Source organism: Acrocarpospora pleiomorpha (assembly GCF_009687885.1).
Taxonomy (GTDB): domain Bacteria; phylum Actinomycetota; class Actinomycetes; order Streptosporangiales; family Streptosporangiaceae; genus Acrocarpospora; species Acrocarpospora pleiomorpha.
The window spans coordinates 3,106-19,534 of record NZ_BLAF01000095.1; the positions used below are offsets into that span (position 1 = coordinate 3,106).

Below are 16,429 nucleotides of genomic sequence, written 5' to 3' on the forward strand. Positions count from 1 at the left end.
TCGCCGGACACCCCATCACTCTCAGCCGCATGGACTCGAGCCGCATCTCCCCGGGCCGCCTCACTTTGGCCCGGCCTGATCGGGGAATGGTCGCCTCGGACTGCGTCACCTTGGGGGTCGGTGGCTGAGGGCGTGTTGGGTGGGGTTGGATGGGCGGGGTTGTGTGGTTCTGGGGACGTCATGTGGCGTCGTCTCTGAGTTGCTGGGCTTGGTGGGAGAGGTCTTCGGCCAGGCGGGCGGCGACCTCGTAGTCGAGGCCCTTGATGGTGGAGGAGCCGGCGTAGGAGGCGGTTCTGATCTCTACGGTGGCCAGGCCGAGGAGGCGTTCGAACCAGCCTTGGGCCTTGTCGACGGTTTGGATGCGGCCTACGGGGACGAACACCCATTCCCTGCTCAGCCAGCCGGAACGCGCGTAGACCACATCGGCGGAGAGTTCCCAGCGGTGCACGGCGAAACGTAGGGGTGGCTCGATGATCACTGGGGGGAGCAGCACCAGGGCGGTGGCCAGGGGGACCAGCCAGGGGCGGGCGGTGAGCCAGTCGGGTAGCCAGGTCCAGCTGCCGACCCAGAGGGACAGCAGGGCCGCGCCGCCGACCATGATGATGAAGCCGGTGATCCCTTCGATGAACCACAACGTGATGGCGTGTCGCGACACCTGATGGGCGGGTGCCCGGAGCGCGTCACGCGACACCGGGCGCGCAGTCGGCGGCGACGGGGGAAGCGGGCCTGCGGGATCACTCACGACTCCACCCTAAGTCGTGTCAGCGCTCACTTGACCGCCCAGCGGTTCCCCCTGCAAGGGGCCGACAGCCGGACAGCCTGATGGGACTGATCGACCTCGAACGCCTCTCACGAAGCGTGATCAAACCAGCCCACCAGGGTCGCTCTTCTCGTTCGGGTCTTGGTCAGCTCAATCGGCTCACCGGCTCCAGACGTCGGAAGCGAGAACCACAGACGACAGAACCATTAGGAACCCGGCGGGCGAGCTCACCAGCCTGGCCGAGCTGACCGACCCAACCGACCCGGCCAATCTGGCCGACCCAACCGACCCGACCGACCCGACCGACCCGACCGAGCTGACCGAGCTGACCAGCCCGACCGGGCTGACCGAGCTGAGCGACCCGGCTGAGCTGACCGGGAGGCCTGGGAGGCCCGGCAGGACCTGGCTGTCAGTTCCCGTTGTCCTTGCCGCTCGCCTTGCCCTTGCCGCCTCTGCCGTCATGCTCGCCCTTGCCGCCCTTTCCACCCTTGCCGTCATGCCCGCCCTTGCCGCGCTCACCGTCGTAGCCGGCCATGTTGCCCCAATCGTCGTGGCTACCCAGGCCGCCCTTGTCGTCATAGCTATCCCCGTCACCCTTGCCGCCCTTGCCGTCATGGCTGGGCTTGCCGGGATGGCCCGGGAAGCTGCGGGGGCCAGATGGGCCGGGCTTGCTGTCCTTGACAGGTTTGCCAGATGGGCCGGGGTGGCCGGGCTTACCGTCATGGCCGGGCTTGCCGGGAGGCCCGGCCGGGCCGGGCTTGCTCGGCCTGGTCTCATGGAGAGCTTGGCCGATCTGCCCAGGTCTGCCGAACTGCCCAGGTCTGCCGAACTGACCGGGCCTGCCGAATTGGCCAGGTCCGCTGCTCTGGCCGGACCCGCCGAACTGACCAGGTCTGCCGCTCTGACCAGGTCTGCCGAACTGGCCGGGTCTGCCGAACTGACCGGGCCTGCCGAACTGACCGGGCCTGCTGATCTGACCAGGTCTGCTCTGGCCGGGCCTGCTGATCTGACCAGGTCTGCTGCTCTGACCGGGCCTGCTGATCTGACTAGGCCCGCTGACCTGGCCGGGCCTGCCGCTCTGGCTGGGCCTGTTGCTCTGACCAGGTCTGCTGACCTGGCCGGGCCTGGTCTGGCCAGGGTGGCCGAGTGCAGGCCTGTGGGGGAGGTTCTGGAAGCCGCGTTGGCCTGGTGTTCCGGGCAGGTTCTGGAAGTTGTGCTGGTCTTGTGTTCCGGGCAGGTTCTGGAAGTTGCGGTGGCCTTGTGGTTCGGGGAGGCGCTGCGGTTCTTGAGGGCCGCGTGGGTTATGTGGGTGGGGCGGGCGTTGTGGGGCGGTGTCGCAGTCGCCTCGGGTTCTCTTTGAGGTGCCGGTGCGGGCGCAGTCGCCGTGGCGGTGGCAGGGGCATCCGTTGCTGTCGGCGTGGCGGGAGCGGTGGCGGTTCCGGTCGCGGTACCAGTGCCGGTCGCGATAGTGATCGCGGTCCCAGGTGTTGGATGTGAGTGAGGTCGCGTTGGCCGCGGGGTGCGCGGATGCCAGCGCGCTGGGCTGGATCTGGCCGGTCAACGCCACGCCCGCAACAGTCATGACGGCGGCGTATCTCAGGAGACGAGCGCCGATAAACAGGTCCTTAACAGACCCGGTCCCACAATATCTCAACTAAATCCCTTACTGTGAGAATCCTTCTCCGCTGAGAGCAGAGCGCTGCGAAACGGGAATACCCGCGACCCTTGGACAAAGTCACGATCGACGTATCAGCTTTGGCAAATAAATGGCACACTAAAGAAAACTCCGTCCGCTTTGACGGAAATTTCGGCCTTTATTGTTGCGGGCTCGAAAGCCCCCGGAACGCCGTACGTGTAGGGGCTGCCGAGCGTGCGCTTGAACGGGAGCCTTCTCCCAGCGTGTACCGAGGGTTGAGGGCTTCCGGCCGGGCGCAAGCCGTACCAGGATCGAAGGGATTCGATCGGGTCGGGAATCGACGGAAGTCTGATGAAAAAGCGGAAGCAATAGTCAGCTATCCAGCACCGGGTGAGCCCCGGCCCGGCGAGCCTGCCGCCATGTGGTGACATGTCGCCTGTTCGTGCCTCTTCCTCAATAAATCGGGAAAAGGTGACGTTCTTCGTGTCGTAGGCCTACGGCAGGCGGGGGCGTCTCAGTCGCGATCATCCGTGAAGGACCCGTTTGGGACGTCCGTTGGGGTATCCGCAGGGCGCCTGTCGCGTACCTGTGGATCTGCTGTCGGATCGGGTATGGCGCGGTTTCCGCCCAGGTCCAGGGCTCGATCAGCCCGATTCGGTGCGTTCTTCGCGCGACGGATCATCGCGATCGGGTCAGCGCACCATCCGGTTCCGCGTAGCATCATCCGGCATGGGGTCGCCTTCCAAACCAGCACGCGCCCGTGCCGCCGTCTTACCGATGGTGGCCGTCGCCGTGTGGGCGGGAGCCTCGGGCTGCGGGATCGTGGGCGGTGGCACGCCCGCGAACCTCGACGTCATCAGCGTGTCGAGCCCGCAGTTCCGGGACGGCGACCCGCTGCCGCACGGCTACTCCTGCCGGGGCGGGATCGGCAATCCGCCGCTCCGCTGGTCAGGGACGTCGGGCGCCAAGTCGGTGGCCCTCGTGGTCGACGACACCAACGATTCGGGCGATGGGGCGGAGGTGCACTGGATCGTGTACAACATCGATCCGGAAACCACCGAGCTCGGGGAGAACACCGTGCCCCGAGGATCACGGCAAGGATCGACAACTAGCGGCAAAGTTGGATATGTGCCCCCTTGCCGGGCCGATGACAGCTACCGTTTCACTGTCTATGCCCTCGACGCGAAACTGGATCTTCCGGTGGGAGCCCCCCTCTCGAAGAGTCTGGAACGCATCGCGGCGCACACCATCGCACGTGGACGGCTCACAGCGACCAACATCCAGTGACATGCTGAACACCGGAGGTAATAGTGCCGAACCAATCTTCGCCTAGGGTGTGACAACGGTCATTGTGGTCAAGCAGAATCGGATCCAATTGCTGAGCGCAGGTGAACGAAGGGGGCAGGTCGCGTCGATGGCCGCGCGATCTCACCGGCGCCGCTGGAAGGCCATGGCCTTGAGGGTGGTGCTATGACTGCGGTCATTTTGGGCCTCGTCGCCGTCGTGCTATTGGTGCTGGTAGTGGTGGCACTGGGCATGCGGTCGATGAACCGCAGGGAGAGCGCGCTCTCTTCCGAGCGGATCAAGGCGATGGCCGAAGGGACGGGACCGAAGAGCCGTCGGCCTGCCGAGGAGACGTTCTTCGAGAGCTTCCCTGAGGGTTTCGACGCCTTCGAGGAGCCGGCCAAACGGGCCGCCGCCAAAGCGCCCGGTGGTGCGCCTCCCCGTCCTGCTGCCCGCCCTGGCGGCCGTCAGGCCGCGCGCCCGGCGCAGCGAGGTGGCAAGCCTGGCGGCAAGCCCGCGGGCAAGCAGCCCGCCGCCGCCACCGCTCCGCGCGGTAAACGCGGGGTGGACGAGTGGGGCGCGGACGACGACTACGACGACGACTACTGGAGCCGGGTGCGCGCCGACGACGGCGCCTTCGGCGGAACGATCAGACAGCGGATGGCCACCCCGCGCCCGCTCGAGGCCGAGGCCGGCGTCGACCCCAACGCGTCCACCGTGCAGGCTCCGCTCCCGCAGCGGCCCGCCGCCGGCGCGGTGCCCGGCATCGCCGCGGCCGTGCAGTCCCCCGGCCTCGCCGACCTGGTGGAACCGCTGCGCGCCACCCCCTCCTCGGCCATCGCCGAGGAGAAGACCATGACCTTCTCCGCCCCCACCCCCGAGCCGATGAGCTCCTACACCGGCACGCCCACCGGCCCGCTGGCCACGCCGGATCCGATGCGTTCCACCGGCCCCTTCTCCTCGACCGGCCCGTTCGAGGCCACGCCCGCGACCGGACCGTTCCTGTCCGGGCCGTCCACGGGTTCCTTCGAGTCCTCCCGGGTCGCCGCGTACGAGCCGCCCCGGACCAGTGGATCGTTCGACGCCGTCTCGCCCGCCACGGGATCGTTCCCCGCGACCGGCTCCTTCGAGGTTCCCCGCGGCGCTTTCGAGGCGCCCCGCGCGCCCAGTGGCTCGTTCCCAACGGTCGAGCCCGCCTACCAGGAGCCGTCGGCCTGGTCCCAGCCCACCTATCCGCCCACTCCGGTTCCTGCCACGCCGCCGCCCACCCCGCCGAGTTCCTGGACCGGTGTGCGGGACGTGCTGGACGACCCGGAGCCGCCGCGCCGCGACGACTCGTGGTCCACGTCGGGCAACTACCAGCTGCCCGCCACGCCGTACGACAACGGCTACGGCTACCAGCCGGAACCGCCGCCCCCGTCCTACTCCTCGTACGAGGTGAGCGCGGGCTGGGCGACCATCGACGACTCCGACGCGGTGACCGGGGCCAACCAGGTGCCACCGGCCGCCTCGCCGTACGACTCGGTGAGCTATGACACCCCGTCCGGCCAGGACCGGCGCTACGACTACGAGACCGGTTACTCGGGGCAGAACCCGGCCGGTGGCTGGCCGTCGTACGACGAGCTGTACGGCAGCCCCGAATCGACCACGCAGAGCGGCTCCCGGCGCGGCAACCACCGTGGTCCTGAGCCCGACTATCCCGACTATTACCGGTGATTTTCCTCGCTCTTTCTCGGTCCTCGGCTGAGTGTGCCGTACAGTCGCGGCATGACCGGGGGCAACGGAGCAGTCACACAGGGTAGTCGCGGGCGAGACAAGCTGACGTCGGTGCTGCGGCATGACCTGCCGGCGTCGCTGGTCGTCTTCCTGGTCGCGGTGCCGCTTTCGCTGGGCATCTCGGTGGCGTCCGGAGCGCCGCTGGCCGCCGGTCTGGTGGCCGCGGTGGTGGGCGGCATCGTGGCGGGCGCGCTGGGCGGTTCCGTCGTCCAGGTGAGCGGCCCGGCCGCCGGCCTCTCGCTGGTGGTGGCGGAGCTCGTGCAGGTTTACGGCTGGCGGGCCACCTGCATGATCACGCTGATGGCGGGGGTGCTCCAGCTGCTGCTCGGGATGTTCCGGGTGGCCAGGGCAGCCCTCGCGGTGTCCCCCGCCGTGGTGCACGGCATGCTGGCCGGGGTCGGCATCGTGATCGCGCTCGCCCAGCTGCACATCGTGCTCGGCGGGCAGCCGCAGCGCTCGGCGCTGGAGAACCTGATCGAGCTGCCTGAGCAGATCATCAACAACCACGCGCACGGCGTGGCGGCCGGCGTGCTCACCATCCTCGTGCTGCTGGTCTGGACGCGGCTGCCGAAGCTCAAGGTGGTGCCCGCGCCGCTGGCCGCGCTGGTCATCGCCTCGCTGACGGCGGTGGCGCTCGGGTGGGACATCACCAAGGTGGACCTGACCGGCGGGTTCGGGTCCACCGCCGGGCCGCTGTGGCCGAAGGGCGACTGGCACGCGATCGTGGGGGCGGTGGTGCTGGTGGCCGTGCTCGCGGGGGTGGAGTCGCTGCTCACCTGCGTGGCCGCCGACCGGATGCACGACGGGCCGCGCGCCGACCTGGACCGGGAGCTGACCGCCCAGGGCGCGGCCAACCTGATCTCGGGCACGCTGGGCGGGCTGCCCATCTCCGGCGTGGTGGTGCGAACCACCACCAATGTCCGGGCCGGGGCGCGCAGCCGCTGGTCGGCGGTGCTGCACGGGATGTGGGTGCTGCTGGCGACGCTCGCGTTCGCCTCGATCATCGGGCTGATCCCGCTGGAGGCGCTGGCCGCGCTGCTGCTGTTCATCGGCGTCAAGATGGTGAACCTGGGCAACGCCAAGGACCTGAGCGGGCACGGCGAGATGCCGATCTACTTCGTGACCATGGGCGCGGTGGTGGTGATCGGGCTGGCCGAGGGCATCGTGATCGGCCTCGGGCTGGCCGCGATCATCGCGTTGCGGCGGCTGACCTGGGTGTCGGTGGAGGTGCAGCAGCACGCCGGGCGGTGGCGGATCGCGGTGACCGGGTCGCTCACCTTTCTCGGCGTGCCCCGGCTATCCGAAGCGCTGCGGACCATCCCGACGGGCGCGCCGGTGGATCTGGACCTGCACGTGGACTTCATGGATCACGCCGCGTTCGAGACCCTGCACGCGTGGCGGCTCGAACACGAGCGCACGGGCGGCACGGTCGACATCGACGAGCTGCACGACGACTGGTATTCGGCGGCGGCCAGCGGCACCCGGGTGTATCCGGCCAAGTCGCCGCCGCAGCTGGATCGGTGGTACCTGCCATGGGCGTACCGGCGGGGGGCCGCTGATCCGGTCAGCGAGGATCTGCTGACCGGGACGCGCGAATACCATCGGCGGACCGCGCCGCTGGTGCAGCCGCTGCTGACCCGGCTGGCGCGCAAGCAGACGCCGTCCCACCTGTTCATCACCTGCGCCGACTCGCGCATCGTGCCCTCGCTGATCACCGCGAGCGGGCCGGGGGATCTGTTCACCGTGCGGAACATCGGCAATCTCGTCCCCCGGTACGGCTCGGCGCCGCTGGATGATTCGGTGGCGGCGGCGGTGGAGTACGGGGTGAAGGTGCTCGGGGTGCGGACGATCACGGTGTGCGGGCATTCGGGGTGCGGGGCGATGGTGGCCCTGCTCGGGGAGGCGCCGGAGTTGCCGTCGGTGCAGCGGTGGCTGCGGCACGGGCGGCAGTCGCTGGCGCGGTTCGTGGCGGAGTCGCCCGGGGAGCAGATCGGGCCGCTGGATCGGCTGTGCCGGACGAATGTGCTCCAGCAGCTGGACAACCTGCGGACTTATCCGATGGTGGAGGGGTTGGAGCGGGCTGGGGAGCTGGAGCTGACCGCGATGTACTTCGACTTCGAGACGGCGCGGGTGCACGTGCTCTCCGAGGAGGAGCCGTTGAGTCCCGTTCCGGAGCTGCGCACCGGGTGATCATCCGGGTGTGGGGACTCCCGGGGGCATTCGCATGGCGCCGCCGCCGAGCGGGCCGCCGCCGACCAGGACGGTTGAGCCGGCCATGTAGCCGAACTCGTCGGTGGCCAGGGAGACGACGGCTCTGGCGATCTCCTCGGGGGTGGCCATGCGCTGGAGCGCCGAGACGTTGAGGGGGCCCCACGCGCGTTTGAATCCCTCCCAGACGGTGTCCGGGATGCCCTGCGGGCGTGCCAGGGCGGTGTCGGTGGTTCCTGGGGCGATCGCGTTGACGCGGATGCCCTTCGGGCCGTAGTCCATGGCGGCGGCGTCTACGATGCCTTTGATCGCCTGTTTGCTGGCGGTGTAGGCGGCGCCGCCGGGGCGTCGTGATTCGGATGCGGTGCAGATGATGACGCCGTGTCCTGCTCTGAGCATGTGCGGGGCTTCGTATTTGATGGCGAGGAACACGCCGCGGGCGTTGGTGTTCTGTACGTCGTTCCAGGTGTCGAGAGACAGTTCGTGCAGTGGGCCTGTTCTGGTGATGCCAGCGTTGTTGAATGCGATGTCCAGGCCGCCGAAGGTGGTGACGGTGTCGTCGACGAATCGTTGGAGCTGGTCGGGTTCGCGGACGTCGGCGCGGACGTAGCGGACTGTGCCGCCGGTGGCGCGGATTTCGCGGGCCACGCGCTCGCCGTACTCGACGCGGCGGCCGCAGAAGCTCACTTTCGCTCCCTCGGCGGCGAACGCCTTGGCGGCGGCCTCGCCGATGCCGGAGGTGGCTCCGGTGATCAGTACGACCTTGCCGGTGAAGCGGCCGCGCGGGGCTGCCGCGGGTGCGGGGCTGGTGGGCGGGGAGGTGAGCCACGGCGGGACGATCACAGCGCCCGCGAGACCGGCGGCTCCGGCCGCGGCGGCGGCAAGGCCGAGCACCACCCGGCGACCCGGCCGCCGGGGGGCGTCCTCCTTCGGCGGCTCCTCTGGCCGGGTGGGCGTCGGCTCCCTGTCTTCGGCGATCACTCGTTCCGTCCTTCCTCGGGGTGTACGGCCCGGAGAAACACTCAGCGGTGGATTTCATGGCGCTGGTCACCATGACTCGGGCCCTGTCGTGACAAGCCTCGTCGCGTCGCGGATCGCCCGCCTCCTGCCACGGGGCGAGGTAACCGGCCGTTGAGGCGATGGCCGCTCATACTCGTGAAGGATGTAAGTGCCGAAGGCGACGAGCTGTGCTGGGGAGGTTCGGCACATCCGCCACGGACTTGGTGTCGGGCCAAAAGCCGGTGCTGATCATGTCCGCTGACCGTGAACCCCAACGACATGTCCGGAAATAACGCCAAAGATGGCTACATGAGAATTTTGGTGATCGGTGGATCGGTTTTCCTTGGCAGGGCGATCGTTGAGGAAGCGCTGCTGCGTGGACACGACGTGACAACCTTCAACCGTGGCGTGAGCCGTCCCGACCTGCCGGGCGTGACCGCCGTGCACGGGGACCGCGAGGTCGCCGCCGACCTGGACCGCCTCGCTGAATCCGGCACCTGGGACCGCATCATCGACGTGTGCGGCTTCACCCCGAGCGTCGTCCTCGACGGAGTACGGCGGCTGAACGGCCGCGCCCCCCATTACACGTTCATCTCCAGCATCTCCGCATACCCGGAATGGCCTGGCATTTCCGGCCTGGACGAGAGCTCCCCCCGCCACGACTGCCCGCCTGACGCCACCACCGGCGAATATGGCGTGCTGAAGGCGGGCTGCGAACGCGCGGTCGAAGAGTATTTCGACGGCGGCGCGCTCATCATCAACCCCGGCCTGATCCTCGGCCCGTACGAGAACGTCGGCCGCCTCCCCTGGTGGCTCACCCGCATCCAGCGCGGCGGACGCGTCCTGGCCCCCGGCGACCCCACCCTCCCCATGCAGGTCATCGACGCCAGGGACATCGCCGCCTTCACCCTCGCCCAGGCCGAACTCGCCACCACCGGCCGCTACTTCACCAGCGGCGTCCCCGGCAACACCACCTTCGGCGACTGGCTGAACCTCTGCGTCGAAGCCACCGGCTCCACCGCCGAACTCGTCTGGGTCGACGACCAGTTCCTCCTCGACCACGACGTCCAGCAATGGAGCGAACTCCCCCTCTGGTACGCCTCCAGCCCCGACGCCACCGGCGTCTGGACCCCATCCTCCGCGAAAGCCGCCGCCGCGGGCCTCACCTGCCGCCCCGTCCGCGAAACCGTCCAGGACACCTGGGCCTGGCTCCGCGACATCCCCATCCCGGAACGCAGCTTCCGCGCCCGCATCTTGAGCCACGGCATCGACCCCGACAAGGAAGCCGGCATCCTGGCCGAATGGGACGCTCGCGCAAACTGACGCGGGTGCAACAGCGTCGGCCCGGAAGACATTTGCGGGCGAACCGGACGCTTTCCGAGCATCCCTGCCTCAGGTTGAGCGCGGGCTCTAGTATGCACGAGCCGCGTTCACGTGACTACGCCACGTGATCCAACCTGGGGAAGGGACGCTCGTGGGCAGGTCGATCAAGGGGAACTCCGCCCTGGCCCGGCCCTATCGCGACCTCGTGTGGCTTGCGTATCTGACGCTGCCCCCGGATGGCGGCGAGCGGCGGCTCGTGCTCGCTCATCGGCTGGCCGCCCGCGCGCTGCTCCGTCACCCCGGCGACCTGCCCGCCGCCCGCCTCCGGGTGCTGACCCGCGCCCTGCGCCACCGCCTCCGCCCGTGGCTGGGGCCGGCCCGGCGCCTGGACGTCGTCCCCGCCGTCGTCCGCAGCGGCGAACACGCGTTCACCACCTCCCTCGAATCCCTCCCCGCCCCGGCCAGAGCCGCGTACGCGATGACCCGCCTGGAAGGCCTTCCCCCTGAGGAAACCCGCCGCATCCTCGGACAGGCCTCCGTCCCCGAACCCTCCATCGCGATCGCCCTCGTCGACGCCCTGGAAGACGAGTTCGGCTCCGCCATCCCGCACCGCCCCGCCGTCGACCCCACCCTGGCCCGCGTCTACGGCCGCGCCGCCCCGCGCTGGCTGACCGCCCTGGGGACCGTGCTGCTTCTGGTGGGCGGGGCGAGCATTCCGTACTGGCTCGACAACGGCGTCCCCGCCACGAGCGCGACGGTCACCCTCCAACGCGTACCAGCCGAAACCTGGCGCACCACCACAACCTTGGACATCCGCGCCTGGCATCCCCGAGGCGCTCTGGTCGACGACCGCCACCTCACCACCCGTGCCCTCCGCGCCTGGCAGGGTTCGGTACGGCCCGAGGCTCTCTACGGCGTCTCCCCCGTCCCGCCCACCACCGACCCGCAGCTCCTCTACGCCGACCGGGTCGACGGCGGCACGATCGTCCTGATGCGCGATCCGGGCAGGATCGCCCGCTACGCGGAAAGCCGCGGCGTCGCGTCGCTGGAGGTCTTCCCTGAGCCTCGTCCTAAACCGGACGGGTCAAGCCCGCTCAAACTATCCGGATCGCGGTATCTGCTGCCGCCGTGGGTTGAGGAGGTCTCGGCCGCCACCCTCAGCCGGCTCGGGGCGCGCTGGCGAGCGATCCCGGTGTCGGGGGGCGTGACCGCGCCCATCCCACCGGTACAGACCGGGGCCTGCTGGCGTGGGCCGGTTCTGCGCCTCCGTGCTCCGGCGGTGGCCGGCGGTCTCCCGTACACAATGATCGACTTTGGCCGGTTGGCTCTGGCCAACGTCTATCACCAGCCTCCGCCGCCCGCCGAAATCGACGGCTCCGGCCCTTCGGAGATCGAGAGCCTCGCCGCTTTCAACGTCTGGGCCTATCTCGGCTGCAATCTCCCGTTTCCGCCCACCGAAGTCCAAGCCGCCGCTGCGTGGGAATTCTGGTCTGGTGCCCTGCCTGAGCAGGCCACCGGCCGGTGGCTCTGCACACGTTTCACCAATACCGACGGCACCAGCACCACCCGGGCCACGCTGCTCGCCTATGCCCAGGGGCATACCACCGCGATCCCGACTGGGGAGCGTACGAACACGTGGGACTGTAGCCGTCTCGAGCATGACATCGTCTCCGGGACCTGGTGGAAAGCTCCTTCCGGTCGCTGGCATTACCTCGCTGGAGCCAGCCGCCAGATAACGCAGTTGTCCATAGCCGGTCTGGGTGTTACCGATGTCATCGCCAATTCCACCTTCGCGGTTGCTCCCGGCCCGATCGGGGGCACCACTCCTCGAACCAAAATCACGCTGAAGGCCGTCACATCCGAGGGGGTTGTTCCGCCTACTTTCCAGCAGACGTACGAGCCCTAGGATGCCGTCGTGACCCAGGTGAGCCTGCAGCCGATCACTGACGCCAACCGGGCCGCCGTGGTGGCGTTGGATGTCACCCCGGCCCAGCGGAACTATGTGACCGGCGTGGCCGGCTCTCTGGCCGACGCCCTCCGCTATCCGCAGGCGATGCCCTGGTACCGCGCCATCTACGCCGGCGGCGCACCCGTCGGTTTCGTCATGATCAGCGACAACATCCCGCCGGGGGACCCCACCTTGCTGGGCCCCTACTTCCTCTGGCGGCTGTTGGTCGACGCCCGATACCAGGGCAGCGGCTACGGCCGCGCGGCGCTGGGCCTGGTGGTCTCCTACCTGAGGACCCGCCCAGCCGCCCACGAACTCCTGACCAGCGTCGCCCCGGGCGAGGACAGCTCCCCGCTGGGCTTCTACCAGCGCCTGGGCTTTCAGGACACCGGCGAGTTCTTCGACGGCGAACGAGTCCTCCGACTACCCCTGCGCTGAACTTTGTAACAGGGCAATAACCATTGCACAAGATTTGTTGTGTAACTCATAGTGACTGCCTAGGGTGAGTCTAAATGGACAAACCGGGCGTAGGTGATCTCGATGAGTGACAAGGAAACGACCAAGGGAGTCGAGAGCATCACCGCCTTGAAGGCCTTCGCTCATCCATTGCGCATTCGCCTTTACTACGCCCTGCGTAATGCGAAAGTGGCCACGGTGTCCTATCTGGCGGATGCGGTGGAGGCCCCTGTCGCTCAGGTGAGCTACCACCTGCGCCAGCTTCACCAGCATGGGTTCATCGAACCCGCGCCGCAGCACGCGAGGGACGCCAGAGAACGCTGGTGGCAGCTGAGCAACCAGCGGCTGCGCTGGCACGCCTCAAGCGTGCTGGGTGAACCCGAGGCCGCCGCCATGGCGACAATGATCAGGAATAGCGCGGTCAGCGAGCAGTACCGCCTCATCGGAGAATTCAACGAGAGCGCGGAATGGGACACCGGATGGCTGGACGCGGCCTTCATGGCGGACGGCACGATCGATCTCACGTGCGCCGAGCTGGCCGAAATGCACGCGGAGCTGATGGCGGTCGTCGAACGCTACGCGGCACTGTCCAAACGCCACCTCGCGCCCCCCGGGGTGGAAAGAGTGATGTACGTCCTGCACGGATTCCCGGTCCGCCGGACGACCGATGACACAACGTGAAGCACCGCATCCTTTACGGCGACGAGCTCTCTTCCTGCTCTGGATAGCCAGCTTCTGCACCGAGGTCACCCGGTGGGCGCTGCTCATCGCCCTGCCCTTGTACGCGCTGTCGATCACGAGATCCGCCCTCATCACGTCCACGGTCGCCATGCTCGGTCTCCTGCCGAGCCTGCTGCTCACGCCGCTGGCTGGGATCCTGGCCGACAGGTGGAACCGCTCGCGTTTCATGGCCTGTCTGACGATCTTCCGAGCGCTCCTGCTGCTCCCACTGCTCCTTGTCCACGACAGTCGCCAGTTATGGATCGTCTACCTGGTCGTAGCGACCGAAGCCGGGCTCACCGCGATGTTCGAGTCGGTGAAGAACGCCATGGTTCCCTCGGTGATCGAAGCCGACCAGCTCATCACCGCCAACGCCTCGATCAGTCTCAGCAGCAACCTGGGACGGCTGGCCGGGAGTCCGCTCGGTGGATTCGTACTGGCCTGGTCGGGCATTCCGGGTATCGTCGCCGCCGCTGTCACCCCGCTGATCATCACTGTCCTGCTGGTGCTCGCGCTCCCCGGCACCATTGCGGTCACACAAGCTGCCCCGGCCTTCTGGCGAGGAGCGTCGGCCGGACTACAACTGATCCGGCACACCCCCGCCCTCCGGGCCGTCGCCGTGGTCCTGGGCCTCCTGGCGCTCGCGCAGGGCATGTTCGTGATCCTCTTCCTGCTGTTCGTCACCGACCTGCTCGGCGGCGGCGAGCCCGAGGCCGGTCTGCTCCGCGGGGTCCAAGCCGTGGGCGGACTCCTCGGCGGCGCGCTGACCGCCCATCTCGCCCGCAAACTCAACACGCGCCGCCTGACGACCTACAGCCTGCTTGCCTTCGGCCTGATCAGCCTGGCCATCTGGAACTCCGCCTCTCTGACCACCGCACTGTGGTTCTACGCGGGACTGTTCACACTGAGCGGGGCGCCAAGCGTCTGGTTCATGGCCGCCTGGTTGTCGCTGGCCCAACAGGAGACCCCCCACGAGCTGCAGGGACGCGTCATGAGCGCCCTGCTCGCCCTTTCCGACGGGCTTCAGGCGGCGGGCCTGATGCTGGCGGGCGCACTGGCGGGCCTCGTCCCCATACTCGCCCTGCTCAACGGCCAGGCACTGCTGTTCTTCCTGGCAGCAGCACTCTTCTGGCGAATGCTGGCCATCCCCTTGCCGAATAAGCTCGTTAAGGCCTCTCACCAGGGCGGCAGCATCTTCCCCGTACCCTGAAGACCTTCCCGTGCCATATCCCGCAACGACTATTGATCGACCTCGGTGCGATTGGCACGCTCTCGCATTCGGCGTAGGCGGCGGTCGTACTGACCGGCGTATGACCTCTTGGCTTTGTCGACCAACCGCATCTGCGGGTCTGAGGAGAGCTCATAAAGGTCAATCTCGAACGGATCGTGGTCGTACTCGATCAGTCGGGCCAAGGCCTTGCGGTCCTGTTCGATGGAATCTTGCGCCCGAACCTGTTCGCGCCACCTTTCCGCACTCACCTGGGCCTCGTCCATGCCCGTACCGTACGCCACCGGACAACGACTTCCTATTAAGAGAGGTCAGATGCCAAGGACCTTTTCGAGGGCGGTGAAACGTTCGTCAGCGTGGGGGCAGCGGGCGCGGACGGCCTCCACGCCCAGGGCGTCGATGATCATTGGGCCGTCGACCCGTCTTGCGGTAGTCCTGGTAAGCCTCGCCGATACGTTTCGACGGCGCCGTGGACGGATGGTCGTTAACCGGCTCCGGACCGCCTAGGGAGGTGACCTGCTGGGCGAGGTCAGGACACGGGCTGCCCATCGCCTCGGCGAGCCGGTTGCAGTCGGCCAGGACCCAGGCCTCGGTCTCGTGTAGCACAAGATGGGGGACGAACCTGGGGCTGCCCATGGCCTCGGCCAGCGCACGCTCTACGTGCCGGACCCGATCGACCGGAGTGCCGTTCATGGGTCGGGCCGCCATGCCAGGCGCGTCGGAGGGAAACGCGTAGTAGTCGATCAGCGTCGTCAGCGCGGTCAACGAGGTGTCGTTCAGCAGGCGGGTGATGTCACCTCGCATGCGTTCCCATGAGGTGACACCGCCTTTGTGATCGGGGCCTCGCGCCGAGCGTTTAGTCGCGAGCAGCGAAGCATGACAGGTAGACGTTCCGTTCGGCATAGTAAGGGCCGAGGATCTGGGTGACGATGACCTCCTCGGTCTGGCCTTCGACCAGCATGTGGACCCTCTTCATTGGTCAGAGCCGCTCCGGCCCCGGCCGTCCGCCGAGCAGATTCTTCTCCCAGAGTTCACCAAGCCCGTACTCGTCCAGCCAAGCCTCGAGCCTTTCGGGGTCAGGGCGGCTGAAGACCGATGCGCCCTCCGCGCGTTCAACGACAATCAGGTCGTCCACCAAGAAGCGATTCATAAGTGTCACCGACTGAGTTGCGATGAGGACCTGGCTCCTCTTGCTTGCGTTCTGCAGCATTTCGGCAAGCTGCACGATCGCAAACGGGTGGAGCCCGAGCTCCGGTTCGTCCAGGACGACCAGTGCGGGAAGGTCCGGCTGGAGCAACAACGCCGATAGACAGACGAATCTCAATGTCCCGTCGGAGAAGGCGTTGGCGGGGAGGACGGTCTCGGACCCTTCCTGGCGCCACCGGAGACTGATTCTGTCCGTGGACGCCTCCGGTTCTAGCACGAACTCCCGGAAAAACGGCGCCACCTGCTTGATCGAGCTGACGACCCGCCGGTAGTGCTGCGGATGGCCCTCCCTGATCCGCAGGAGAAAGGGCGCCAGATTGGCGGCATCGGCGTGCAGGGCTTCGCTGTCGGAAACGAACGCGTTGCGCTTCACCGGTGCGGTGCTGCTGGTGTCATGAAAGTGGTAGACACGGCAGCCATTCAAGATCTCGGCGACGTAACCGGCGACGCTCGACTGACCGCGCTGCCCGATCTCCTCTCCGAGGAGGCTCTCCCGGTGCCCTCGTCCCAGGTTGACCGAGAAGGAGTTCATGAATCCGTCGTATCCGATGTACTCGCCGTCGAAGATCAGATCGTCGCGCGAGCCTGGTCGCAGTACCGCTTTATAGGAGTTGAGTCCGGCGCCGAGCTCTAGGCTGATCCGCGCGGTGCTTCCGGGCTCATCGTGCAGGAGCGCGGACGCCCCACCGGACAGCCCGACGAACAGCCCAAGTTCACCATCGGCGAGATAGCCGAGCAGCTCCAGCGCCTTGACGAAGTTGCTTTTACCGGCACCGTTGGCGCCAACGAGCACGTTCAGGGCGCCAAGCTCGACTGTGGCCGACCGGATCGAGGTGAATCCCTCGATCGTGATCTTTGACAGTCGCTGCGCCAACGTCAGCCACT

General features: G+C 67.8%; 15 protein-coding genes. 8 read left to right on the forward strand and 7 right to left on the reverse strand.

Translation table 11 applies throughout. The annotated features are described in order from the left end of the window. Positions 1–178: 178 nt before the first annotated feature. Together Aple_RS47575 and Aple_RS55900 are read right to left on the reverse strand one after the other, a co-directional pair. Positions 179–742: a PH domain-containing protein gene (locus tag Aple_RS47575; protein ID WP_246265463.1), complete on the reverse strand. Its 564-nt coding sequence runs from the start codon at positions 740–742 to the stop codon at positions 179–181. A 427-nt stretch (positions 743–1,169) separates the two neighbouring features. Further along, positions 1,170–2,342, reverse strand: a complete 1,173-nt coding sequence (locus tag Aple_RS55900; RefSeq protein ID WP_155351398.1) for a collagen-like domain-containing protein — start codon at positions 2,340–2,342, stop codon at positions 1,170–1,172. Positions 2,343–3,173: 831 nt separating this feature from the next. On the opposite strand from Aple_RS55900, the gene Aple_RS47585 reads away from it, so the two are divergent. From Aple_RS47585 to Aple_RS47595, 3 genes are all read left to right on the forward strand, one after another. Beyond that, positions 3,174–3,683, forward strand: a complete 510-nt coding sequence (locus tag Aple_RS47585; protein ID WP_155351399.1) for a YbhB/YbcL family Raf kinase inhibitor-like protein — start codon at positions 3,174–3,176, stop codon at positions 3,681–3,683. A gap of 183 nt (positions 3,684–3,866) precedes the next feature. Continuing rightward, on the forward strand, positions 3,867–5,396 hold the full coding sequence (locus Aple_RS47590) for a hypothetical protein (protein WP_155351400.1): 1,530 nt from the start codon (positions 3,867–3,869) through the stop codon (positions 5,394–5,396). A 51-nt stretch (positions 5,397–5,447) separates the two neighbouring features. Further along, positions 5,448–7,646 carry a SulP family inorganic anion transporter gene (locus tag Aple_RS47595; RefSeq protein WP_155351401.1) on the forward strand — a complete coding sequence of 733 codons (2,199 nt, stop codon included), beginning with the start codon at positions 5,448–5,450 and terminating at the stop codon, positions 7,644–7,646. On the opposite strand, the gene Aple_RS47600 is transcribed toward Aple_RS47595, so the two are convergent. Next, positions 7,647–8,645 carry an SDR family NAD(P)-dependent oxidoreductase gene (locus tag Aple_RS47600; RefSeq protein WP_218038888.1) on the reverse strand — a complete coding sequence of 333 codons (999 nt, stop codon included), beginning with the start codon at positions 8,643–8,645 and terminating at the stop codon, positions 7,647–7,649. It abuts the gene before it with no gap. A gap of 327 nt (positions 8,646–8,972) precedes the next feature. On the opposite strand from Aple_RS47600, the gene Aple_RS47605 reads away from it, so the two are divergent. The 5 genes from Aple_RS47605 to Aple_RS47625 all read left to right on the forward strand — a co-directional run bounded on the left by Aple_RS47605 (position 8,973) and on the right by Aple_RS47625 (position 14,320). Then, positions 8,973–9,986, forward strand: coding sequence for an NAD-dependent epimerase/dehydratase family protein (locus Aple_RS47605; RefSeq protein ID WP_155351402.1), 1,014 nt, complete (start codon positions 8,973–8,975; stop codon positions 9,984–9,986). Positions 9,987–10,137: 151 nt separating this feature from the next. Continuing rightward, positions 10,138–11,892: a hypothetical protein gene (locus Aple_RS47610; protein ID WP_155351403.1), complete on the forward strand. Its 1,755-nt coding sequence runs from the start codon at positions 10,138–10,140 to the stop codon at positions 11,890–11,892. A gap of 9 nt (positions 11,893–11,901) precedes the next feature. Then, on the forward strand, positions 11,902–12,372 hold the full coding sequence (locus Aple_RS47615; RefSeq protein ID WP_218038889.1) for a GNAT family N-acetyltransferase: 471 nt from the start codon (positions 11,902–11,904) through the stop codon (positions 12,370–12,372). Between the two features lie 102 nt (positions 12,373–12,474). Continuing rightward, positions 12,475–13,071, forward strand: coding sequence for a helix-turn-helix domain-containing protein (locus tag Aple_RS47620; protein ID WP_155351404.1), 597 nt, complete (start codon positions 12,475–12,477; stop codon positions 13,069–13,071). Continuing rightward, positions 13,058–14,320 carry an MFS transporter gene (locus Aple_RS47625; protein WP_155351405.1) on the forward strand — a complete coding sequence of 421 codons (1,263 nt, stop codon included), beginning with the start codon at positions 13,058–13,060 and terminating at the stop codon, positions 14,318–14,320. Before Aple_RS47620 ends, Aple_RS47625 begins: the two co-directional genes overlap by 14 nt. 29 nt (positions 14,321–14,349) lie before the next feature. On the opposite strand, the gene Aple_RS47630 is transcribed toward Aple_RS47625, so the two are convergent. From Aple_RS47630 to Aple_RS47640, 4 genes are all read right to left on the reverse strand, one after another. Further along, positions 14,350–14,604: a hypothetical protein gene (locus Aple_RS47630; protein WP_155351406.1), complete on the reverse strand. Its 255-nt coding sequence runs from the start codon at positions 14,602–14,604 to the stop codon at positions 14,350–14,352. An 85-nt stretch (positions 14,605–14,689) separates the two neighbouring features. After that, positions 14,690–15,241 carry a DUF4276 family protein gene (locus Aple_RS47635; protein WP_155351407.1) on the reverse strand — a complete coding sequence of 184 codons (552 nt, stop codon included), beginning with the start codon at positions 15,239–15,241 and terminating at the stop codon, positions 14,690–14,692. Next, entirely contained in the window at positions 15,195–15,314 is a 120-nt protein-coding gene (locus Aple_RS53980) for a DUF4276 family protein (protein ID WP_218038890.1), read from the reverse strand. The genes Aple_RS47635 and Aple_RS53980 overlap by 47 nt, the downstream gene beginning before the upstream one ends. A gap of 3 nt (positions 15,315–15,317) precedes the next feature. Next, positions 15,318–16,418: an AAA family ATPase gene (locus Aple_RS47640; RefSeq protein ID WP_174889986.1), complete on the reverse strand. Its 1,101-nt coding sequence runs from the start codon at positions 16,416–16,418 to the stop codon at positions 15,318–15,320. Between the last annotated feature and the right edge of the window lie 11 nt (positions 16,419–16,429).